Below are 21,507 nucleotides of genomic sequence, written 5' to 3' on the forward strand. Positions count from 1 at the left end.
CTTTTTCAGCGAGCCCACCCATGGCCAACATCATCCGTATCGCCGCCGCCCTGTTGATCGACCCGCAAGGCCGCACCCTGCTGGTGCGCAAGCGTGGCACCCAGGCGTTCATGCAACCGGGTGGCAAGATCGATGCGGGTGAGTCACCCGTTCAGGCGCTGGTGCGTGAACTGCACGAAGAGCTTGGGCTGCACATTGACCCGGACCAGGCTGTACATATGGGCCAGTTCAGCGCACCGGCCGCCAACGAACCGGGTTTCGAGGTGCAAGCCGAACTGTTCCGCGTCGACAGTGCCGAAGCGGTAGCCCCGGCGGCGGAAATCGAAGAAGTGCTGTGGCTGGCCGCCGATCAGGCAGCAACGCCTGAGTTGGCGCCGCTGACCCGCGACCTGATCCTGCCTTTGTACCGCCAGGCCGTCAGCGTACCGCGCTGACCCCGTCGAGGGTGGCGAACGAGGTGTCCTTGGCGGTCAGCAGGAAGTCGCGCATGTAAGGCGCATCGAGCATGTCGGTGCGCACCGCCGCGTACAGCGTGGCGAACAGGCCTTTCTCGCCCAGGCGTTTGCCCTTCACATAGCCCCGCGCGCTGTACTCGTGCAGCGCCCAGTGCGGCATGCCACACACACCACGGCCGCTGGCCACCAGTTGCATCATCATCACCGTCAGCTCGGACGTGCGCACGGCAGCCGGCTCGATATCGGCCGGCTCCAGGAAGCGGGTGAAGATGTCCAGGCGGTCGCGCTCCACCGGGTAGGTGATCAGGGTCTGGTCGAGCAGGTCCTGGGGCACGATATATGGCTTGCTGGCCAGTGGGTGCTGGTTGGCCACGGCGAGCATCGCTTCGTAGGTGAACAATGGCACGTAAGTGATGCCGGCGAGGTCCAGCGGGTCAGAGGTGACCACCAGATCGAGGTCGCCCCGGGCCAGTGCCGGCAATGGGGCAAAGGCAAAGCCCGAGGCCAGATCCAGTTCCACTTCCGGCCAGGCATCGCGGAACTGGTCGATGGTCGGCATCAGCCACTGGAAGCAGCTGTGGCATTCGATCGCCATGTGCAGGCGCCCGGCAGTGCCGCCTGCCAGCCGGGCGATGTCGCGCTCGGCGCCGCGCAGCAGCGGCAGGGTGGCATCGGCCAGTTGCAGCAGGCGCAGGCCGGCGCTAGTGAAGCGGATCGGCTTGGTCTTGCGCACGAACAGTGGCAGGCCCAGTCGCTCTTCAAGCTCCTTGAACTGGTGCGACAGTGCCGATTGGGTCAGGTGCAGGCGTTCGGCGGCCTCCACCAGGCTATCGGCCTCGCGCAGGGCATGAAGGGTTTTCAGGTGGCGGATCTCCAGCACGGCTGACTCCGAGTAAAAATTTGAGAAAACAGGGGAATGAGTTGAGTTTCGCTCATGTTGCCCCGGGCTGTCGACTGGACACTGGGCCGCACCGCTCGGCAGGGTTCATCAAACTGTCACTGAACTGTGGCAGCGCGCCCGAATTAAATTCATCAGACTCGCGCTCTACTGGGGATCTGCATTCTGGTGTTTCTTTCATGAGAGCTTTTCTGCTTTTTTTCTTTCTCGTGTTCAACGCTTCGGCGAGCTTCGCCGACACCCGTTGCGACGCCCATGTGCCGGTACAACGTGCCGAAATCGGTGAGCTGAGCCTGGTCTATCAGAGCGTCGGCGCGCCTCGCGATCCAGCCTTGTTGCTGGTCATGGGCCTGGGCGGGCAACTGATCCATTGGCCGGACGACGTGGTCGAGGCGTTGTGCCGCCAGGGCTTCCGGGTCATTCGCTATGACAATCGCGATGTCGGCCTGTCGCGCTGGAACCAGCTGCCACCTTCGGCCAATCTCACGCTCGAGCTGTTGCGCTACAAGCTGGGCCTGCCGGTTTCCGCGCCTTATACCCTGACTGACATGGCCGACGATGGCCTGCAACTGATGGATGTGCTGGGCATTCGCCAGTTCCATGTGCTGGGCGTGAGCATGGGCGGGATGATCGCCCAGCACCTGGCCGCCATGGCGCCCGAGCGGGTGCGTAGCCTGACCCTGGTGATGTCCAGTTCTGGGGCGGCAGGGCTGCCAGCGCCGGATCCGGCCCTGGTGCAGTTGCTGGCGCGGCGCAGTGCGCCGAGTCGTGAGGTGGCCATCGAGCAGCAGGCTGACCTGCTGGCTGCGTTGGGCAGCCCGCAGGTGCATGACGATCGGGCGGTGCTGCTGCAGCAGGCGGCGGTGGCGTACGACCGGGCGTACAACCCGGAGGGTGCGAAGCGCCAGATCATGGCGATTCTGGCCGAGCCGAGCCGGGTGCAGTTGCTGAATGGGTTGCGGGTGCCGACACTGGTGGTGCATGGCACCGCCGATCCGCTATTGCCGGTGATGCATGGCGTGCACTTGGCAGCGCATATCCAGGGGAGCCAGCTTCGATTGATTCCGGGGCTGGCGCACCGCTTCCAGGAGCGATTCAAGGCACCGTTGCTGGCGGCGGTGCTACCTTACCTGCAATCGCACCGGCAGGATGTCACCCATATCGCCGGCCTCTGAATCGGCATCGCCTGCGTTGCGAGCTTGCCCGCGAAGCAGGCGACGCCGTTCTGTCAGCCGAGCCCGTATTTCTTGACCTTGTCAAACAGGGTGGTCTTGGCCATGCCCAGCTCCTGGCTGGCTTGGCTGAGGTTACCGCCGGTACGCTGCAAGGCATCGCTGAGCAAGTTGCGTTCAAAGGCTTCCACTGCCTCGGCAAACCCCAGCCCCTGGCTGGCGCCACCGCTTGGCCCCTTCTTGAACGCCGGCAGTCCAAGGGCATAACGCTCGGCCACGTTGCGCAGCTCGCGCACGTTACCCGGCCAGTCATGGGCCATCAGCCGTGACAGGGTCTGGCTGTCCAGCGTCGGCGTTTCGCGGTCGAAGCGCAGCGCCGATTGCTGCAGGAAGTGTTCGAACAGTTGCAGGATGTCCTCGCGTCGCTCACGCAACGGTGGCAACTCAAGGGTCACCACGTTGAGGCGGTAATAGAGATCGCTGCGGAACTGCCCGCTCTGGCCCAGCGCGTCGAGGTCGGATTTGGTGGCCGCAATCACCCGGCAATCCACCGCAATGCTCTGGTTTGAGCCCAGGCGCTCCAGGGTGCGTTCCTGCAGCACGCGCAACAGCTTGATCTGCAGGTTGATCGGCATGCTCTCGACCTCGTCGAGGAACAGCGTGCCGCCATTGGCGTGTTCGATCTTGCCGATGCGCCGCTTGCCAGCACCAGTGAACGCGTTGGCTTCGTGGCCGAAGATCTCGCTCTCGAACAGGTTTTCCGGCAGGCCACCACAGTTCAGCGCCACGAACGGCTGGCCTTGGCGCCGGCTGAAATCGTGCAGGCAGCGGGCGACCAGCTCCTTGCCGGTACCGGTTTCACCTTCGATCAGCACATTGGCCGAGGTATCGGCGACGTTGGCGATCAGTTCGCGCAGATGCTCCATGGCCGGCGAGCGGCCGATGATACGCCCCTCCAGGCTGCTCTGTTCGGCCAGCTGCCGTCGCAGTGCCACCACCTCGCGTGACAACCCGCGCTGCTCCAGCGCACGGCGCACCACATCGACCAGGCGTTCGGGCGAGAACGGTTTCTCCATGAAATCGTAGGCACCGTTGCGCATGGCACCGACTGCCATGTCGATATCGCCGTGGCCGGTGATCAGCACCACCGGCAGGCTACGGTCGCGGGCCTTGAGGCGATTGAGCAGTTCCAGGCCATCGATGCCGGGCAGGCGGATATCGCTGACGACGATGCCGGCAAAATCATCGCCGATGCGCTCCAGGGCCTGTTCGGCACTGCCGACCCCTTCACAGGCGATGTCTTCCAGGGCCAGCGCCTGCTGGCAGCCGAGCAGCACATGCGGGTCGTCTTCGACGATCAGGACGGTAAGTGGCGCTTGGTTCATGGTTGCTCTGCCGATTCGCTGGGGGGCGTGACCAGGGGCAGGGCGAGGACGAAGGCAGTGCCGCCGGTGGCGGGGTGCTCGACGTTCAGGCTGCCCTTGGCGGCGGCGGCAAGGCTCGCCGACAGGGTCAGCCCCAGGCCCAGGCCATGTTCGCCCGGCTTGGTGGTGAAGAAGGGTTCAAACAGGTGCTTGCGGGTTTCGGCATCGATGCCGTGGCCGTTGTCGCGCACCCGCAGGCGGTATTTGTCGCCTTGCAGCTCGCCTTCGAGCCAGAGCTCGGGCAGTGGCTGGGTGGCCATGGCGTCCAGGGCGTTGCCGATCAGGTTGACCAGGATCTGCTCCAGGCGGGTCTGGTCGATGCCTAATTGCTGGTCGTCGAACTGGCTGTGCAGCTGCAGGTGACAACCTGTGATGCGGTTGTTCAGCACCTGCAAGGAGGCGTCCACGGCCTTGGCCAGCGACGCCTGGCCGCTGTCGTCACCACGCCGGGCGAACGAGCGCAGGCTGGCCGTGATGCGGCCCATGCGGTCGATCAGGTCGTTCATGGTGCGCAGGTTGGTGCTGGCGGTTTCCAGTGCACCCCGTTCGAGGAAGCGCACGGTGTTGCCGGACAGGGTCCGCAGCGCCGCCAGCGGCTGGTTGAGCTCGTGGGCGATGCTGGTGGACATCTGCCCGATCGCCGCCAGCTTGCCGGCCTGGACCAGTTCGTCCTGGGCTTGGCGCAGGGTCTGTTCGGCATGCCGACGTTCACGGATCTGGCCCTTGAGGCGTTCGTTGCTGGCGCGCAGGTCGGCGGTGCGGTCGGCGATGCGCCGTTCCAGCTGGCTGTTGGCTTCTTCCAGGGCCTCGCGGGCGGCCAGGCGCGTGGCAATCACCTTGCGCCGCTCGTTCCAGGCGATGCCGAGGATGGTCAGCAGGGCGAAGGCCACGCCGACCAGGATGCCCTGCACCATGGATTCGCGGCGCAGGTCCTGCAGCGGGGTGAGGAGGGTGAAGTGCCAGGGTGTGTCGGCCAGGCGCCGGGTCTGCGCCAGGTAGCTCACTTCGTGGGGCTTGCCCTGGGCGGTTTCGGCGTTGGCCGGGAAGGTCAGTTTCTCCACGCCATCGGCCAGGGTTTCGCGGGCCAGGGGTTGCAGCTCGTTCAGTGGCCACCAGTAATATTGCAGGCTGCGCGCCAGGCGCTCCTTGATCTGCGGAGTCAGCGGGCGCACCGATTTCAGGCGCCGGGCCGGGTCGCTGGAGAGAATGATGATGCCGTTCTCATCGCTGACGAAGGCTTCCAGACGGGCGCGCTGCCAGCGCTCTTCGAGGGTATCCAGGCGCACCTTGATCACCGCCACGCCGATGATCTTGCCGTGTTCTTCCAGGCCGTGGGCGAGGTAGTAGCCAGCCTCGCCCGTGGTGCTGCCGATCCCGTAGAAACGGCCCGGTTCACCGCGCACGGCGCTCTGGAAATAGGCCCGGAACGACAGGTCTTCACCCAGGAACGAGTCGGCATCGCGCCAGTTGCTGCTGGCCTGCACCCGGCCGTTGGTGTCGAGGACAAAGATCGCCCGGCTGCGGCTGCGGCGGTTCAGGCCTTCGAGGTATTCGTTGACGGCCTGCCGGTTGGCGCCATCAGGGTCTGTGAGCAGCTGCGAGACGCTGTCCTCCAGCTCCAGCAGGCTCGGCAGGTAGGTGTACTTGCTGATTTCGCTCTCGACCGTGCGCGCATGCAGCTCCAGCGCGCGCTCGCCGCTCTCGCTCAAGGTGCGGATGCCGTTGCTCTCGCTGATCAGGAAGCCGGCCATGCCCAGCCCAACCATCAGCAGGATGATCAGGGGCGGCAGCAGCAATTGGCGAATCAGGCGGGATTTCACGGCGGGCTTGGCAGGGAGAAGAAGCGAAGGGTCGCATTTCATCACAGTGGCCTTGTCACGGCCAGCATCCGCTGCCGGGTGACCCCGGGCAGCGGTGCCGTTCTTGCCGAATCAGTGTTGCAGGATCTTGCTGAGGAAGTGCTGGGTGCGTTCGTGGCGGGCGCTCGGGTTGCCGAAGAAGTCTTCCTTCTGGCAGTCCTCGATGATGTTGCCCTTGTCCATGAAGATCACGCGGTTGGCCACTTTGCGGGCGAAGCCCATTTCGTGGGTCACGCACATCATGGTCATGCCTTCGTGGGCCAGCTCGACCATCACGTCCAGTACTTCGTTGACCATCTCCGGGTCCAGCGCCGAGGTCGGTTCGTCGAACAGCATGACGATCGGGTCCATCGACAGCGCGCGGGCAATCGCCACGCGTTGCTGCTGGCCGCCTGAAAGCTGGCCGGGGTGCTTTTTGGCATGGGCACTGAGGCCGACGCGGTCGAGCAGGGCCAGGCCCTTCTTGGTCGCTTCCGCTTCACTGCGGCCGAGCACCTTGCGCTGGGCGATGGTCAGGTTCTCGGTGATGCTCAGGTGCGGGAACAGCTCGAAGTGCTGGAACACCATGCCCACCCGCGAACGCAGCTTGGGCAGGTTGGTCTTGGGGTCGGCGATCGAGGTGCCATCGACCACGATGTCGCCTTTCTGGAACGGCTCCAGTGCGTTGACGCATTTGATCAGTGTGGACTTGCCCGAGCCTGACGGGCCGCAGACCACCACCACTTCACCCTTCTTCACTTCGGTGGTGCAGTCGGTCAGCACCTGGAAGTCGCCGTACCACTTGTTGACGTTCTTGATGGAAATCATACGGTGATCCTTTTTTGCAGGCGCTTGACCAGCCACGAAGCGGAGAAGCTGATGACGAAGTACACGACCCCGGCGAAGATCAGGAACTCATGGGAGCGCCCGATGATGTCGCCGTTGGAGCGTGCCGAGTTGAGGAAGTCCACCAGGCCCACGGTGTACACCAGCGAGGTGTCCTGGAACAGGATGATGCTCTGCTGCAGCAGCAGCGGGGTCATCTTGCGGAAGGCCTGGGGCAGAATGATCAGGCGCATGGTCTGGCCGTAGGTCATGCCCAGGGCCTGGGCAGCGCCCATCTGGCCCTTGGAGATCGACTGCACACCGGCGCGGACGATTTCGCAGAAGTAGGCGGCCTCGAACATCATGAACGCCACCACGCACGAGGTGAAGGCGCCCACCGGGGTGTCCTCGCCGGTGATCCAGCGCAGCACGAACGGCACCGCCAGGTAGAACCAGGTGATCACCAGCAGCAGGGGGATCGAGCGGAAGTAATTGACGTAGGCGCCGGCCACACGCGACAACAGTTTGCTCGACGACAGGCGCATCAATGCCAGGATAGTGCCGAGCACGATACCGCCGACCACGCCCATGACCATCAGTTGCAGGGTCATGACCATGCCGTCCCACAGGGCAGGCAAGGCGGGGATGATTTCGCTGAAATCCATGTCCATCTACTTGCCCCCTACGGAGATCAGGCCAGGCACGGCGACTTTCTTCTCGACCATGCGCATCAGCAACATCAGGCCCATGTTCAGGGTGAAGTAGATCAGCGTGGCCAGGGTGAAGGCCTCGAACAGGTTGGCCGAGAACTCAGCGGTCTGCTTGGTCTGCGCCAGCAGCTCCATCAGGCCGATCAGCGAGGCCACCGAGGAGTTCTTGAACACGTTCAGGAATTCCGAGGTGAGCGGCGGAATGATGATCCGGTAGGCCTGCGGCAGCAGCACGTTGTTGTAGATCTGCGGCAGGCTGAAGCCCATGGCGCGGGCAGCGGCTTCTTGGCCACGAGGCAGCGCCTGGATGCCGGTGCGCACTTGTTCGCAGACGCGGGCGGCGGTGAACAGGCCCAGGCAGATCACCACGCTGATCAGTGCCGAGGTGGTCGGGTTGAGGTCTTGCTTGAACCATTCCTGCAGGCCTTCGGGCAGCAGGTCCGGCACGAGGAAGTACCAGATGAACAGCTGCACCAGCAGCGGCACGTTGCGGAACAGCTCCACGTAGGCGGTGGCGATGCCCGATACCAGACGGTTCGGCACGGTGCGCATGACGCCGAGGAGCGACCCCAGCAGCAATGCGATGATCCAGGCGGTGATGGCGATGGCGATGGTCCAGCCCAGACCGGTGATGTACCAGTCCAGATAGGTCTCGCTGCCCACGCCGGTGGACTTGAAGAACACGCCCCAGTCCCAGTTGTAATTCATCGGGATTTCCCCTCAGACGGTTGTTTCACGGGCACCTTCGAGCATCCAAGGGCGATAAACGCCCTCGGATGAAAGGGTAGACACTAAAGCGTGGCCTGTGGGTTCAATCGTGCGCGGATGCGCACCAGGCCACTATTGGCTGAGGATCAGGACTTCTTCTCGTCCGCGGCCTTGTCGGTCGGCTCGGCGATCAGTTTCTTCAGCTCGTCGCTCATCTTGAAGTTCAGGTTGAGGCCCTTTGGCGGGATCGGCTGGGTGAACCACTTGTCGTAGCTCTTGTTGACTGCGCCCGACTCGAAATAGGCAACGATGGCGTCATCGACCGCTTTCTTGAAGGCCGGGTCATCCTTGCGCACCATGCAGCCGTAGATTTCGTACGACTGTGGAGTACCGGTAATGACCCAGTCCTTAGGATTGCGTGCCTTGGCCATTTCACCGGCGAGCAGGGCGTCGTCCATCATGAAAGCCACGGCGCGGCCGCTTTCGAGCATGTTGAAGGCTTCACCGTGGTCCTTGGCGGAAATCACGTTCATCTTCATTTGCTTGTCGGCGTTCATCGCCTTGAGGATGCGCTCGGAGGTGGTACCAGCGGTGGTCACCACATTCTTGCCGGCCAGGTCCGGGAAGTCCTTGTAGGAAGGCTGACCGTCCTTCACCTTGGTCAGCAAGCGGGTACCGACTTCGAAGATACCGACCGAGAAGCCGACTTGCTGCTGGCGCTCGACGTTGTTGGTGGTGGAGCCGCACTCCAGGTCCACGGTGCCGTTCTGCACCAGCGGGATGCGGGTCTGGGAGGTGACCAGGTTGTACTTGACCTTGATGTCGGTACCCAGTTGCTTCTTCAGGGCATCGACCACGGCCAGTTGGATGTCATGGGAGTAACCCACGGGCGTTTGACCGCCAGCCAGGTAGGAAAATGGAATGGAAGAGTCGCGGTGGCCCAGGGTGATGGTGCCCGAGTCCTTGATCTTCTTCAGGGTACCGGTCAGCTCTTCAGCCATGGCTGGCGAAGCGATGATCGCGGCGGCGATGGTTGCGCCCAACAGATGACGAACGATACGCATCAAATTTTCCTCGACGTGTTTGTTTTTTTTATGGAGCCGTTGGCGGACTCTTCGTTCAACGAATACAGCAACAAGCGAGTGCATTCGGCTACCAAGTGTAGAGCATGAGTCGTGCCAAGCTCTGCTCTCGATCATAACGCCGTGAAAATGCTGGGGATTAATCTTTTCTGAACATTTTTTATTGCAGATAATTCTTCGGCTTTCCGAATGAAGTTTCTGGTGGTGTTCGGTTATCCGAATGAGTGGGTCTGGACATTGACCTATTTACCACCGCTGAGCCGGACGAATGTCTTGTGCTGTCGTCTTTCAGAACAGGAGACACAGCCATGGCATCTGCCAACAGCATCCCGTCAACTTCCGTCGATCATCTGATCGCAAGACAGCTTCCCGAGTGGGTCACCAACGCCAAGTCGGACGACCTTGCCGCGTACCATCAAGCGTTGCGTTCCCAGCAGGACGCAGCAGATTCCCTGAAGCGATTGCTCGGTCATATTCCGGACATCGTGGCCTTCGCCATTCCTCTTTTGAGCGATGCACTGTTTGCAGAGGGGCTTGGTCATGTTGACCCGCAATTCGCCCACGTGGTCGTCACGGAAGAGTTTCCGCTGCCTTCGGCCGCGGAAAAACTGTACCAGCCCAAAATCTCGTACTCCACGCGGCAAACCCTGCTGTCCGCCGCACTGCATAACTTCGAAGCGCACGAAGCCGAGCCGTGGCTGTTACGCAAGGCGCATCTGGTTGGCCAGAAGGGCGAGCTGTTGGCCATGACATTCGAGCAATATGTTCGTCTGTGCCGAACGCTGGACATTGGCGGCAGATACCAGGCGCTTCTCAAGGCGGTATTGCAACCTCGGTCGGGCCGTGGTCAGCCTGAGCAGCACGCTGGTGAGGCCGTGGCAAGGATGTTTGCCGATGGCGTGAAAACTCGCCTGCGCGCTTCGGTGTACGAAGGCAGGCTCAAAGGCCTGCTGGATGGGCATGATGTGCAGCGGCTTCAGGCGCTTGTCGAAGAACCGCTTCGACCGATAGCGGCTGAAGGGAGATGGTTACCTCGCCAACTGTATCTGTTGGGCAAATGCGTGGTCGGGGTCATCACCTTGGAGTGGCGCCCGAATGCCGATGAGGACACCGACGAGATCATGCTCTGGATACCCGGAGATCCGGAAAAGAGCCTGCGCTTTTACGACTCATGGGATGCACTTTACAGTGACCTGGCGCAGCGCTTGCTCAAGCGGCAATTTCGCACCTTTTTCCGCCGGTTTATCAAGGCACAGGATAGCGTTGCCTTATACACGTCGCTATCAGCGTTGTTGGCGGCACGCAAGCCTGGCGAGGTCGTGCAGCTGGACGGGCGCCATTTGCCAATCGATGGCAGTGTGTTTACGCATGTGCAAGTTTTGCTGGTCGCCAAACTCTTTGGTGATGCCGCCCATCTCGCGGTGCCGACGGATGTCGAGGACCGCCTGAGCAGGCACAGGCGCTTGCGGGAAATGATCGCTGCAGGCATGGACCTGGTTGGGCTGGCTGCTTTCGTGGTACCGGGGTTGGGTGAGCTGATGCTGGTGGTCAGCGCGGCGCAACTGCTGGATGAAGTCTATGAGGGCTATCAGGACTGGCGACTCGGTGACCGCCAGGGAGCGCTGGATCATCTTTTCTCCGTTGCACAGGGCCTGGTACTTGCGGGTACCACGGCGGGGGCCTTACACGTGCTGAAGCGGGTTTCGTTGGTAGATGCGTTGGCACCCAAGGTAGTGGCAGAAGACAGTTTGAGGCTGGTCAGAAACCCTTTCTACCCTCCCGCCGAGGGCCGTGCCCTGGCGTTTCTCGAGCAATGGGAAAGCGGCGATCTTGCAGGTTTGCTATCGAGTGATGCCGACAAGCTGCTGGATGTCACCGGTTACCATCAAGATCAACTTCGCCGCTTGCACCTCGAACATGCCCCGCCTCCTGCGCGATTGCTCGACATGCAGGAGCGCATCCGGCTCCATGAAGCATCACCGTCACTACGCGGTGCGGCCTTCGAAGAGGCGTTGCAGGCATTGCGTCCCACAGCTACCGATGACCAAGAGAAGCTCATACGGGCTTTCACGGGCCTGTCTCCTCGCGGCGCTCAGGAGATCATCGAGCACAGCAATTCTTCCCAGCTGCACATGCTGCGGAGCACTGATCGCGTGCCATTGGCAATGGCCGAGCGAGCCAGATGGTACCTGCGGGACAGTCGGCTCGATCAAGCCGCACTGGGCATCCGTTTGCCTGGCCTGACCAACGCTGATACTGAGCAGTTGATCATGGCTTTGATCGAGCGCAAGGCACCGTGGCCAGCGAATTCGGGCATTGAGTTGCGAGTCGGTCATCGACTGGGGCGCCTGTTGTATTCAAGCGAAGGCAAGGCAACTGGCCAGGTGCACACCATCGTCAGGTCTGAACAGGGCTACTTGCTGACTGATGCAGTGGCAGGTGATCTGGCCCGTGCCGATCAGCCCCTGCTCAGCGTGGTCCTGCAATGCCTGGATCAAGATCAAAAAGCCAGACTGGGTGGGCCAACGCTGCAGTCCAGGCAGCTGCGCACCCTGTTGCTCGAGACGGTCGTTCAGGATCGTGAGCGCGCTGCAACGCTGATCGGCCTGAAGCCGATCGGTGCCCATGTGCGGCCACCCAGGCGTTTTGCCGATGGTCGGCTGGGCTATCCGCTAAGTGGCGGTGGTGAAAGCAGCCGGCAAGCAATCAGGCAAGGCATTCATCAGATATTCCCGACGCTTAGCGAGTTGCAGCTTGATGCTTATCTCGACAGCGTGAGCCAGCGTGGTGAAAACCTGTGGAACCATTATCTGCTGCTGCAACGACAGCTCTCGGCGTTGCGTGAGGGGCTGCGGCAATGGCAGGCCGACTGGCAGTCGCCGATCGATGCCATTCGCCGTCGCCGTGTTGCCGACACACTGCGGCGTAGCTGGCGGCGCAAACTGGTGGATGATAACGAGCAGTACGAGTTGTGTATCGATGGCGAGCAGGTGGGGCAGCTGCCAAGCTTGCCAGCGGGTATCGACTACGCCCATGTGCGCCGGCTGACGCTGCGCAACATGCGGCTACAGGCTATCGATCCGCAGTTTCTCGCGCTGTTCCCCAACGTTGTCGACCTGGATCTCAGTGGCAACCGTCTCAGTGGTATTCCTGAGGGGATCGAAGGCATGGGACAACTTCGGCGCGTCAATCTGGGGAACAACCAGATCGAGCTGGATGACTCGGGCAGCCGCCGTTTGGCTCGACTGACGCGTCTTGATACGCTGATTCTCAGTTACAACCCGCTCAATGGCATGCCAGACCTCTCTGTCCTGCCCCATGTGCGTGACATCCGTCTGCGGTCGACCGGGCAGGTGGACATCGGCCAGATTCACCAGAACGTGGCCTTGCGGGCTCATATTGATCTTCGAGATAACCGGATAAGCCAGTTGCACAGGGAAGTGCGTGGCTTGCGCCTGCGCCTGCAGCGCTTGAACCTGCACGAGAATCCGTTGAGCGAAGGCAGCGCCCAGTTCCTGGATGAAGCCCGTGGCGTTGCCGAGGCAGGGGGGCGGGGTAGTGCATCCTATACCCATGAGGCACTGGATGATGGCATTCGACAGACGTGGGTGGCCTCCGATGATCCCCTGCTGCGCGCCCAACGCGAGCAAAGCTGGAATCGCCTGGTGGAGGAGCCAGGCTCTGCTGGTCTGTTCCGCTTCCTCGCCGACTTTGTCGACACCGAGGATTTTGCGACCCATCCCGCCTACTTCAGGCATCGCATATGGCGCATTCTCGATGCTTGCGAGCACAATGAAGCGCTCCGTGAACAGCTGTTCCGTGAAGCCGACGGGCCGCGAAGCTGCGAAGACCGTCTGCTGTTGATGCTCAATCAGATGGAGGTGGGCATGCTTGCTTTCGAGGGCATCGAGGGGGTGCCGGTGGCGCTGAGGGAAAACCGCTTGCTACGCCTGGGGCGGCAATTGCACCGTCTGGACCTGCTGGATGACATCGCCAACGCACACGTGCGGCGCATGCTCCGCGAAGGCCTGCGCAGGGTCGATGAAATCGAGGTGCGACTGTACTACCGATCACGTTTGGCGGGCGCGCTCGACTTGCCAGTGGTGCCCGATGCAATGCATTTTGCCTCGTTCGCACAGGTTTCGTTGGCCGACCTCAGTCGTGCCGAACTGGAGGTGTTGCGCGCCGATACCGCCGTCGCCATGCTGGATGCCTTGGCAGAGCGCCCATTTTGGCAGAGCTACCTTCGCGAAACCTTTGCGCAGCGTTTCGAGGCGCTGGCGGCGAGCTACCACGAGCGTCTCGAGGTGCTGGAAGAGCAGGCCAGGGCCGGCCAGGAAAGCGATTATGATGTGCAAGCGAGGACCTTGATGCACCAGCTTGCACAGGAGGAATCGACACTGATGCGCAGCCTTACCACGGAGGCGTGGGCACGGTCACGCTACGCCTCTCATGAACACTTGATGCCTGTCTGAGTGTTCAGGCAGCCTGGGTGCGAGCCTGATCGTGCTCACGCTGCTTGAGGTAGTCCCTCAGCACCTGCTGTTCGCTATCGCTGGTGAACAACCCCAGCTTGGTGCGGCGCCACAGGATGTCTTCGGCGTCGCACGCCCATTCTTCATTGCACAGGTATTCGACTTCGCGACCGAACAAGCCGCCGCCAATCGGCTGGCCCAGATCTTCGGGGCCATGCACGCCATCGAGCAAGCGCCAGACGCGGCTGCCGTAGGTAACCGCCCAGCGTTTGGCAATATCCACGGGCAACCATCCGCACCGCGCCAGAATGGCATCGCTCAGGGCCTGGGCTGTGGTCATGTTCTCGCCCCCGGGCAACGCAGCGTCAGCGGTCCAGCTTCCGCGCATCTGGGTGAAGAAGGGCTTGAGTTCGCCCATGGCCGATTCCGCCAGCTTGCGGTAGGTGGTCAGCTTGCCACCGAATACCGAGAGCAATGGCGCCTGGCCTTCACCGGCAGACAGCGCCAAGGTGTAATCGCGGGTGACCGCCGAGGGGTTGTCCGACTCGTCGTTGCACAGTGGGCGAACGCCAGAGTAAGTATGAAGGATATCGCTGCGGCTGATCTGGTGATTGAAGTGGGCATTGACGACTTTCAGCAGATAGTCGGTTTCCTGTTCGGTGATCGTCACCATGGCCGGGTCGCCGCTGTACTCGCGGTCGGTGGTGCCGATCAGCGTGAAGCGGTCCAGATACGGGATGCAGAAGACGATGCGCTGGTCTTCGTTTTGCAAGATGTAGGCGTGTTCGCCTTCGTACAGGCGCGGCACGATGATATGGCTGCCCTGGATCAGGCGAATGCCGTAAGGAGCATCAAGCTTGAGGTCGTCCTTGATGAAGCTGGCGACCCATGGGCCGGCGGCATTGACCAAGGCGCGGGCACGAATGCTCTGCAGGCTGCCATCGGCGTGCTGCAACTCCACTTGCCACAGGCCATCTACGCGCTCGGCGCGCAGGCAGCGGGTACGGGTGCGGATGTGCGCGCCGTGTTCACGTGCCGCCATGGCGTTCAGCACCACCAGACGGGCGTCGTCCACCGCGCAGTCAGCGTATTCGAAACCGCGGGTGATCGCCGGCTTGAGCGGGTAGCCCGGGCCGAAGCGCAGGCTGCGCGAGGCCCCCAGGCGCTTGCGTTTGCCCAGGTGATCGTAAAGAAACAGGCCGGCACGGATCATCCAGGTCGGACGCAGGTGCGGGCGGTGAGGCAGCACGAAGCGCATTGGCTTGACGATGTGCGGGGCCTTGGCCAGCAGCACTTCACGCTCGGCCAGCGCCTCACGCACCAGGCGGAATTCGTAGTGCTCCAGGTAGCGCAGGCCACCGTGGATCAATTTGCTGCTGGCCGACGAGGTGTGCCGGGCCAAGTCGTCCTTCTCACAGAGGAATACCTTGAGGCCACGGCCGGCGGCGTCTGCAGCGATGCCCACACCATTGATGCCACCGCCGATCACGGCGAGGTCGTAGCAGTCGGCGACTGGGGACTGGGACGAAACGGGCTGGGACACGGGCAAGGCCTCCTGGGGCTGTTCACATCGAATATGAACATTAATGTTCGTTTTCGAAAATACTAGCGCAACAGAAAGCCGGTCGCCAGTCAGTCTTTATAGAAAAAACTGATCAGATGACAATAAAGTGAACATTTACGAAAATCACGGGCCTGTTGAAGGCCCGTCGCGGGGTCAGACCACCTCGAGGCGGATCTTGTACTGGTTCAGCAGTTGGGTGAGGGCAGGGGTAGGTGCCTGGTCGGTCACCAGGCAATCGACCAGGCTGATTGAGCCGAGGCGTACCATGGCGTTGCGCCCGAACTTGCTGGAGTCGGCGGCAAGCACCACCTGGCGCGCATTGGCGATGATCGCCTGGGAAACCCGTACTTCCTGATAATCGAAATCGAGCAGGCTGCCGTCTTCATCGATGCCGCTGATGCCGACCAGGGCGAAATCGACCTTGAACTGGTTGATGAAGTCGACGCTGGCCTGGCCAACCACGCCGCCATCGCGGCGTACCGTGCCACCGGCTACCAGCACTTCGAAATCGTCCTTGGCCGCGAGGATTGCGGCCACGTGAAGGTTGTTGGTGATGACTTTGAGGTGATTGTGGTTGAGCAGTGCCCGGGCTATCGATTCGGTAGTGGTACCGATGTTGATGAACAGCGACGCATGGTCGGGAATCTGCCGCGCAATGGCTTCGGCAATACGCTGCTTCTCGTCGCGCATCTGGTCGGCGCGCATGGCGTAGGCGGTGTTCTCGATGCTCGAGTCATAGGCAGCACCGCCGTGGTAGCGGCGCAGCAGATTGAGCTCGGCGAGTTGGTTGATGTCGCGGCGGATGGTTTGTGGCGTGACGACGAACAGCTGCGCCATTTCTTCGATACTGACGTAGCCGCGGTCGCGCACCAGTTCGAGGATTTGTTGTTGGCGTGGGGGCAGATTCATGGGCGGTCCTTTGGGGCTGCCGGACAAATTCTGCAATGATGCCGTAGGATGGGCACTACGGCCAGTAGACGATGGGGGCCGCATCGCGGCCCCCTTGTGTGTTACGCCTCGTGATCTTCCCAGTCACGGGTGCGGTCGACGGCCTTCTTCCAGCCGGCATAGAGCTTCTCTTTTTGCGCCTCATCCAGCTGTGGGCTGAACTCGCGCTCGATGATTGCCTTGTCGCGCAGCTCTTCCAGGCCGCTCCAGAAGCCACAGGCCAGGCCTGCCAGGTATGCGGCGCCGAGGGCGGTGGTCTCGCGCATTTTCGGGCGCTCAACGCAGGTGCCGAGGATGTCGGCCTGGAACTGCATGAGGAAGTTGTTGGCCACCGCACCGCCGTCAACGCGCAGCTCCGACAGACGTTCGCCGCAGTCCTGCTGCATGGCGTCGAGCACGTCGCGGGTCTGGTAGGCGATCGATTCCAGCGCGGCGCGAATGATGTGATCGACCTTCACGCCACGGGTCAGGCCGAACAGCGCGCCACGGGCATATGGGTCCCAGTACGGTGCCCCCAGGCCGGTGAAGGCGGGCACCAGGTACACGCCGTTGCTGTCCTTGACCTTGCTGGCGAAGTACTCCGTATCCAGCGCATCGTTGACGATTTTCAGCTCGTCACGCAGCCACTGCACGGTGGAGCCACCGTTGAAGACCGCGCCTTCCAGGGCATAGGCCACCTCGCCGCGCGGGCCGCAGGCAATGGTGGTGAGCAGGCCGTGGGAGGAGTTCACTGCCTTGTCGCCGGTATTCATCAGCAGGAAGCAGCCGGTGCCATAGGTATTCTTGGCCTGGCCCGGTTCCACGCACATCTGGCCGAACAGCGCCGACTGCTGGTCGCCGGCGATACCGGCGATGGCGATGCCGCTCTTGGTATGGCCGTACACTTCCGATGACGAGCGCACTTCAGGCAGCATCTGCCGCGGGATGCCGAGGATTTCCAGCAGTTTGTCGTCCCACTGCAGGCTGTGGATGTTGAACATAAGCGTGCGCGAGGCGTTGGTGTAGTCGGTGACATGCACCTTGCCGCCGGAGAACTTCCAGATCAGCCAGGTATCGATGGTGCCGAACAGCAGCTCGCCGCGCTCGGCGCGTTCGCGGGCACCTTCGACATTGTCGAGGATCCACTTCAGCTTGGTGCCGGAGAAGTACGGGTCGGTGACCAGGCCGGTGGCTTCGCGGATGTAGTCTTCATGGCCATCACGCTTGAGCTGGGCACAGATCTCGGTGCTGCGGCGGCACTGCCAGACGATGGCGTTGTACACCGGGCGGCCGGTTTCCTTGTCCCACACCACGGTGGTTTCACGCTGGTTGGTGATGCCCAGTGCGGCAACCTGGGCATGGCTGATACCGGCCTGGGCCAGGGCCTCGACCATGGTCGCGCTCTGGGTGGCGAAGATCTCCATCGGGTCATGCTCGACCCAGCCAGCTTGCGGGTAGTGTTGGGCGAACTCGCGCTGCGAGGTGCCGACCACATTGGCATCGCGGTCGAAGATGATCGCCCGCGAGCTGGTGGTGCCCTGGTCCAGGGCGATGATGTAGTTCTTATCCTGGGTGTCTGTCATGGTCGTAGGCCTTGCATAAAGAGGAGTTCAGGGCGTCAGCATCAGCTGGCTTGGGTATCGCCCTGGCGATTGTCGGTTTTCTCGGCGCTTGTGTTTTGCGCCGTCGGCAGGTTGCGGCCGATCAGGCCGCGATAGGTCGCAGCCCCCAGGCAAGCGCCGAGGATCGGTGCGAACATCGGAACCAGGAAATACGGAATATCCCGACCGCCAGTGAAGGCGATTTCGCCCCAGCCAGCCAGGAAGGTCATCAATTTGGGGCCGAAATCGCGGGCCGGGTTCATCGCAAAACCGGTCAGCGGGCCCATGGCACTGCCAATCACGGCGATCAACAGGCCAATCAGCAGCGGGGCCATGGCGCCGCGCGGCAGGCCGTTGTTGTCATCGGTCAGGGCCATGATCACGGCCATCAGGATCGCGGTGATCACCACTTCGACCAGGAACGCCTGGCCAGTGGACAGCGACGGGTGCGGATACGTCGAGAATACCGAGGCCAGTTCCAGGCTTTCGGTGCTGCCACGCAGCATGGCGTGGGCCTGTTCGAAATCGAAGAACAGGTTGCTGTAGAGCGTGTAAACGAGTGCGGCGCCACAAAATGCACCGCAGACCTGGGCGAGTGCATAGAACGGCAGCTTGCGCTTGTCGAAGCCGGCGAACAGGGTGAGCGCGATGCTCACGGCCGGGTTCAGGTGCGCGCCGGAAATGCCAGCGGTGAGGTAGATCGCCATGCTGACGCCGACACCCCAGATGATGCTGATTTCCCAGAGGCCGAAGCTGGCGCCAGCGACCTTTAGCGCGGCAACGCAACCGGTGCCGAAGAAAATCAGCAAGGCGGTGCCGAGAAACTCGGCCAGGCATTGGCTGGACAGTGTGGGTTCGCGTAGAGCAGTCGTCATGTATGACCTCGTTGTTTTTGTTGTGAGGCGCGAAGCGCTCGACAGCAAAGCCTGGTGTCTATCCCCATTGACCCCAGGCGGGTGTTAAGAAGCGCACCTAAAAAGGGCACCATTTATTCAGAAACGAAAAAATATAGACAAGAAACGCTGATGTCAAAGGTCGAAAGTGAACGGGTAGTCACGTTTTGGTCGCCTGTTTCAAAGGCTGATGCCCGTCGTAGAGGGCTGCGTCAGCCATTGGCTGGCTGGGATGGAGGAATTGCCCTAAAGTAGCCGCGACCTGTCCCAGACCGGAGCACTGCATGACCCCCGCACTCGACCTGTTGAAAAGAGCCCGCGCTGAACATCGCGTGCATAGTTATGAACATGACCCCAAGTCGGCGTCATATGGGCTTGAGGCAGCGGAAAAACTCGGCCTCGAGCCACAGCAGGTGTTCAAGACCTTGCTGGCGAGCAGCGAGAAGGGCGAGTTGCTGGTGGCGGTGGTGCCGGTAGTAGGGACGCTGGACCTCAAGGCGCTGGCCCATGCGGCAGGCGTGAAGAAGTGCGAAATGGCCGACCCGGCAGCGGCTCAGCGGGCGACGGGCTATCTGGTGGGTGGGATCAGCCCTTTGGGGCAGAAGAAGCGCCTGCGCACCTTCATTGATGATTCTGCGCAGAATTTTGCAACCATCCATGTCAGCGCTGGACGGCGGGGGCTGGAGGTCGAGTTGGCGGCGACGGTGCTGGCCGAGCATACCCAGGGCAAATTTGCCGGGATTGGTAGAGGTTGAGATTGCCGGGGCTGCAAAGCAGCCCCAAAATCTTGAATCAGGTCGCCGAGCTGTAGCGGCGAACCCCGTTCTCCTGGCGCGCCGACTGCGTCGCGACACTGCCGGGCACCGGGAACAGCACCAGGTGGTCGGCCTTCACCGCAATCCCCACCTCCTCACCCAGCTGGTGGTCGATATGGCTCGGGAAGATCGCTTCGAGCTGGCTGCCAGTGGGCAACTGCAAACGGTACAGCGTCGATGCACCGAGGAAGCTCTTGCCGACGATGTTCGCCTGCAGCGCGCTGCCCGGGGCTGACACGATGTCATCGGGGCGCAACAGCACATCCACCGAGCTGCCTGGCGCCATGGTGTAGGCACGGTTGCCACGCAGCTCGCCCAACTCGGTATTGACCGCCTCATGGCTGCTCATCTGGCCGCGGATGAAGTAACCCTGGCCGACGAAACTGGCCACGAACGGCGTCTGCGGTTCGTGATACAGGTTATAGGGCGTATCCCACTGCTCCAGCCGGCCTTCCTTGAACACACCGACGTGATCGCTGACGGCAAACGCCTCTTCCTGGTCATGGGTCACCAGGATCGCACTGGTACCGCGGCTCTTGAGGATGTCGCGCACTTCGTGGCTGAGGCGCCGGCGCAGTTCCACGTCGAGGTTGGAGAACGGTTCGTCGAGCAGCAGCAGTTGTGGCTCAGGTGCCAGCGCGCGCGCCAGGGCGACACGCTGTTGCTGGCCACCCGACAGCTCGTGCGGGTAGCGCCCACCGAGGCCGCCAAGCTTGACCAGTTCGAGCATCTCTTCGATCACCTGCGCCTGGTTAGGGTGCTTGGCGATGCCGAAGGCGATGTTCTGCGCCACGGTCAGGTGCGGGAACAGGGCGTAGTCCTGAAACACCATGCCGATCCGGCGCTTCTCCGGGGCCAGGGTGAAGCCGGCGCGGGAGATGACCTCGCCGGCCAGCTGGATTTCACCTTCGTGCACTGGCTCGAAACCGGCGATGGCGCGCAGGGTGGTGGTCTTGCCGCAACCCGATGAGCCCAGCAGGCAACCGATGTCGCCTGCGTTCAGGTGCAGGTTGAGGTTCTGGACGATGCGCTGCTCGCCGTAGCCGCAGGCGAGGTTGCGCAGGTTGAGCAGTAGGGGTTGACTCATGCGTGGTGGTAAGCCGGTTCAACAAGGAATTCGAGAAGGGCCTTCTGTGCATGCAAGCGGTTTTCAGCCTGGTCCCAAGCGACCGAACGAGGGTCGTCGAGCAGGTCATGGCTGATTTCCTCGCCCCGGTGGGCGGGCAGGCAGTGCATGAACAGGGCGTCGGGTGCCGCCAGGTCGAGCAGTGCGCGGGTGACCTGGTAAGGCGCGAAATGCGCAAGGCGCCGTGCAGTTTCCTCTTCCTGACCCATGGAAGTCCAGACATCCGTGGTCACCAGGTGTGCGCCACGCACAGCTTCCTGCGGATCGCGGATGATCTGCACGTGATCGCCACCCAGAGCCATGAAGCGTGGATCGGGCTCATAGCCTTCCGGGCAGGCGATGCGCAGTTGGAAGTCGAACTGCTTGGCCGCTTCGATGTACGAGTTGCACATGTTGAAGCCGTCGCCGATCCAGGCCACGGTCTTGCCCTGGATCGAGCCGCGGTGCTCGAGGAAGGTCTGCATGTCTGCCAGCAACTGGCAAGGGTGCGATTCGTCGGACAGGGCGTTGATCACCGGCACGCGGGATTTGGCGGCAAATTCGGTCAGGGTGCTATGGGCGTGGGTACGGATCATCACTACGTCGAGCATGCTCGACAGCACGATGGCGCTGTCACCGATCGGCTCGCCGCGGCCCAGCTGGGTGTCCCGAGGCGAGAGGAAGATTGCCTGGCCACCGAGCTGGATCATGCCGGCTTCGAACGACACACGGGTACGGGTCGAGGACTTCTCGAAGATCATGCCCAGCACGCGGTTCTTCAGGGGCTCGAACAGCACGCCGCGCTTGCGCAGGTCCTTCAGCTCGATGCCTCGGCGGATCACACCGAGCAATTCGTCGGTGGTGAAATCCAGCAGGGAGAGAAAGTGCCTAGCGCTCATGATTGACTACCTTATCTGCAACGGTATGCAGGTCGACCGTATGGTTTTTTTTGACAACGGGAGTGACCTGCGGCGTAAGCCGCACGGGGCGGACGAAATGGGGGAAGGCGCAATAC

At 62.1% G+C, this 21,507-nt stretch carries 17 protein-coding genes; 4 read left to right on the forward strand and 13 right to left on the reverse strand.

What is annotated here, in order from left to right; genetic code table 11:
* Window positions 1-20 precede the first annotated feature (20 nt).
* Complete coding sequence (locus BGP85_RS18840) at window positions 21-434, forward strand: NUDIX hydrolase (RefSeq protein ID WP_103449390.1); 414 nt, start codon at window positions 21-23, stop codon at window positions 432-434.
* Here BGP85_RS18840 and metR read toward each other — a convergent pair.
* On the reverse strand, window positions 418-1,335 hold the full coding sequence (gene metR, locus BGP85_RS18845) for a transcriptional regulator MetR (protein ID WP_103449391.1): 918 nt from the start codon (window positions 1,333-1,335) through the stop codon (window positions 418-420). The two genes, BGP85_RS18840 and metR, sit on opposite strands and share 17 nt — an antisense overlap.
* A 197-nt stretch (window positions 1,336-1,532) precedes the next feature.
* On the opposite strand from metR, the gene BGP85_RS18850 reads away from it, so the two are divergent.
* Complete coding sequence (locus BGP85_RS18850) at window positions 1,533-2,528, forward strand: alpha/beta fold hydrolase (protein ID WP_103449392.1); 996 nt, start codon at window positions 1,533-1,535, stop codon at window positions 2,526-2,528.
* 53 nt (window positions 2,529-2,581) lie between these two features.
* Here BGP85_RS18850 and BGP85_RS18855 read toward each other — a convergent pair whose 3' ends face one another.
* The 6 genes from BGP85_RS18855 to BGP85_RS18880 all read right to left on the reverse strand — a co-directional run bounded on the left by BGP85_RS18855 (window position 2,582) and on the right by BGP85_RS18880 (window position 9,094).
* Entirely contained in the window at window positions 2,582-3,910 is a 1,329-nt protein-coding gene (locus tag BGP85_RS18855) for a sigma-54-dependent transcriptional regulator (RefSeq protein ID WP_103449393.1), read from the reverse strand.
* The gene (locus BGP85_RS18860) at window positions 3,907-5,811 is read right to left on the reverse strand and encodes a sensor histidine kinase (protein ID WP_103449394.1); all 1,905 of its coding nucleotides are present in this window, start codon (window positions 5,809-5,811) and stop codon (window positions 3,907-3,909) included. Before BGP85_RS18860 ends, BGP85_RS18855 begins: the two co-directional genes overlap by 4 nt.
* Before the next feature lie 69 nt (window positions 5,812-5,880).
* On the reverse strand, window positions 5,881-6,615 hold the full coding sequence (locus BGP85_RS18865) for an amino acid ABC transporter ATP-binding protein (protein WP_103449395.1): 735 nt from the start codon (window positions 6,613-6,615) through the stop codon (window positions 5,881-5,883).
* Window positions 6,612-7,283, reverse strand: a complete 672-nt coding sequence (locus BGP85_RS18870; RefSeq protein ID WP_103449396.1) for an amino acid ABC transporter permease — start codon at window positions 7,281-7,283, stop codon at window positions 6,612-6,614. Before BGP85_RS18870 ends, BGP85_RS18865 begins: the two co-directional genes overlap by 4 nt.
* Entirely contained in the window at window positions 7,284-8,030 is a 747-nt protein-coding gene (locus BGP85_RS18875; RefSeq protein WP_103449397.1) for an amino acid ABC transporter permease, read from the reverse strand.
* A gap of 146 nt (window positions 8,031-8,176) precedes the next feature.
* The gene (locus BGP85_RS18880; RefSeq protein ID WP_103449398.1) at window positions 8,177-9,094 is read right to left on the reverse strand and encodes a glutamate/aspartate ABC transporter substrate-binding protein; all 918 of its coding nucleotides are present in this window, start codon (window positions 9,092-9,094) and stop codon (window positions 8,177-8,179) included.
* 326 nt (window positions 9,095-9,420) lie between these two features.
* Here BGP85_RS18880 and BGP85_RS18885 point away from each other — a divergent pair, with 326 nt between their 5' ends.
* Window positions 9,421-13,587 carry an NEL-type E3 ubiquitin ligase domain-containing protein gene (locus BGP85_RS18885; protein WP_103449399.1) on the forward strand — a complete coding sequence of 1,389 codons (4,167 nt, stop codon included), beginning with the start codon at window positions 9,421-9,423 and terminating at the stop codon, window positions 13,585-13,587.
* Window positions 13,588-13,591: 4 nt separating this feature from the next.
* On the opposite strand, the gene glpD is transcribed toward BGP85_RS18885, so the two are convergent.
* From glpD to BGP85_RS18905, 4 genes are all read right to left on the reverse strand, one after another.
* Window positions 13,592-15,130, reverse strand: a complete 1,539-nt coding sequence (gene glpD / locus BGP85_RS18890; protein ID WP_103449400.1) for a glycerol-3-phosphate dehydrogenase — start codon at window positions 15,128-15,130, stop codon at window positions 13,592-13,594.
* Between the two features lie 174 nt (window positions 15,131-15,304).
* On the reverse strand, window positions 15,305-16,060 hold the full coding sequence (glpR, locus tag BGP85_RS18895; RefSeq protein WP_103449401.1) for a DNA-binding transcriptional repressor GlpR: 756 nt from the start codon (window positions 16,058-16,060) through the stop codon (window positions 15,305-15,307).
* A gap of 101 nt (window positions 16,061-16,161) precedes the next feature.
* Window positions 16,162-17,661, reverse strand: coding sequence for a glycerol kinase GlpK (gene glpK / locus BGP85_RS18900; protein ID WP_103449402.1), 1,500 nt, complete (start codon window positions 17,659-17,661; stop codon window positions 16,162-16,164).
* A gap of 41 nt (window positions 17,662-17,702) precedes the next feature.
* Window positions 17,703-18,554 carry an MIP/aquaporin family protein gene (locus BGP85_RS18905; protein ID WP_103449403.1) on the reverse strand — a complete coding sequence of 284 codons (852 nt, stop codon included), beginning with the start codon at window positions 18,552-18,554 and terminating at the stop codon, window positions 17,703-17,705.
* Window positions 18,555-18,856: 302 nt separating this feature from the next.
* Here BGP85_RS18905 and ybaK point away from each other — a divergent pair, with 302 nt between their 5' ends.
* Window positions 18,857-19,327 (forward strand): Cys-tRNA(Pro) deacylase, encoded by a 471-nt coding sequence (gene ybaK, locus BGP85_RS18910; RefSeq protein WP_103449404.1) that lies wholly within the window; start codon window positions 18,857-18,859, stop codon window positions 19,325-19,327.
* Window positions 19,328-19,364: 37 nt separating this feature from the next.
* Here ybaK and BGP85_RS18915 read toward each other — a convergent pair whose 3' ends face one another.
* Window positions 19,365-20,474 (reverse strand): ABC transporter ATP-binding protein, encoded by a 1,110-nt coding sequence (locus tag BGP85_RS18915; RefSeq protein ID WP_103449405.1) that lies wholly within the window; start codon window positions 20,472-20,474, stop codon window positions 19,365-19,367.
* Window positions 20,471-21,391: an ornithine carbamoyltransferase gene (argF, locus tag BGP85_RS18920; protein ID WP_060512706.1), complete on the reverse strand. Its 921-nt coding sequence runs from the start codon at window positions 21,389-21,391 to the stop codon at window positions 20,471-20,473. The genes BGP85_RS18915 and argF overlap by 4 nt, the downstream gene beginning before the upstream one ends.
* Window positions 21,392-21,507 lie beyond the last annotated feature (116 nt).

It is taken from the genome of Pseudomonas putida (genome assembly GCF_002906855.1).
Lineage (GTDB): Bacteria > Pseudomonadota > Gammaproteobacteria > Pseudomonadales > Pseudomonadaceae > Aquipseudomonas > Aquipseudomonas putida_N.

What these genes read in the sequence shown, in the direction of transcription:
- BGP85_RS18840 (WP_103449390.1), top strand. Translation starts at nt 21, where the DNA reads ATGGCCAACATCATCCGTATCGCCGCCGCCCTGTTGATCGACCCGCAA.
- BGP85_RS18850 (WP_103449392.1), top strand. Translation starts at nt 1,533, where the DNA reads ATGAGAGCTTTTCTGCTTTTTTTCTTTCTCGTGTTCAACGCTTCGGCG.
- BGP85_RS18855 (WP_103449393.1), bottom strand. Translation starts at nt 3,910, where the DNA reads ATGAACCAAGCGCCACTTACCGTCCTGATCGTCGAAGACGACCCGCAT.
- BGP85_RS18860 (WP_103449394.1), bottom strand. Translation starts at nt 5,811, where the DNA reads ATGAAATGCGACCCTTCGCTTCTTCTCCCTGCCAAGCCCGCCGTGAAA.
- BGP85_RS18865 (WP_103449395.1), bottom strand. Translation starts at nt 6,615, where the DNA reads ATGATTTCCATCAAGAACGTCAACAAGTGGTACGGCGACTTCCAGGTG.
- BGP85_RS18870 (WP_103449396.1), bottom strand. Translation starts at nt 7,283, where the DNA reads ATGGACATGGATTTCAGCGAAATCATCCCCGCCTTGCCTGCCCTGTGG.
- BGP85_RS18875 (WP_103449397.1), bottom strand. Translation starts at nt 8,030, where the DNA reads ATGAATTACAACTGGGACTGGGGCGTGTTCTTCAAGTCCACCGGCGTG.
- BGP85_RS18880 (WP_103449398.1), bottom strand. Translation starts at nt 9,094, where the DNA reads ATGCGTATCGTTCGTCATCTGTTGGGCGCAACCATCGCCGCCGCGATC.
- BGP85_RS18885 (WP_103449399.1), top strand. Translation starts at nt 9,421, where the DNA reads ATGGCATCTGCCAACAGCATCCCGTCAACTTCCGTCGATCATCTGATC.
- glpR (WP_103449401.1), bottom strand. Translation starts at nt 16,060, where the DNA reads ATGAATCTGCCCCCACGCCAACAACAAATCCTCGAACTGGTGCGCGAC.
- glpK (WP_103449402.1), bottom strand. Translation starts at nt 17,661, where the DNA reads ATGACAGACACCCAGGATAAGAACTACATCATCGCCCTGGACCAGGGC.
- BGP85_RS18905 (WP_103449403.1), bottom strand. Translation starts at nt 18,554, where the DNA reads ATGACGACTGCTCTACGCGAACCCACACTGTCCAGCCAATGCCTGGCC.
- ybaK (WP_103449404.1), top strand. Translation starts at nt 18,857, where the DNA reads ATGACCCCCGCACTCGACCTGTTGAAAAGAGCCCGCGCTGAACATCGC.
- BGP85_RS18915 (WP_103449405.1), bottom strand. Translation starts at nt 20,474, where the DNA reads ATGAGTCAACCCCTACTGCTCAACCTGCGCAACCTCGCCTGCGGCTAC.
- argF (WP_060512706.1), bottom strand. Translation starts at nt 21,391, where the DNA reads ATGAGCGCTAGGCACTTTCTCTCCCTGCTGGATTTCACCACCGACGAA.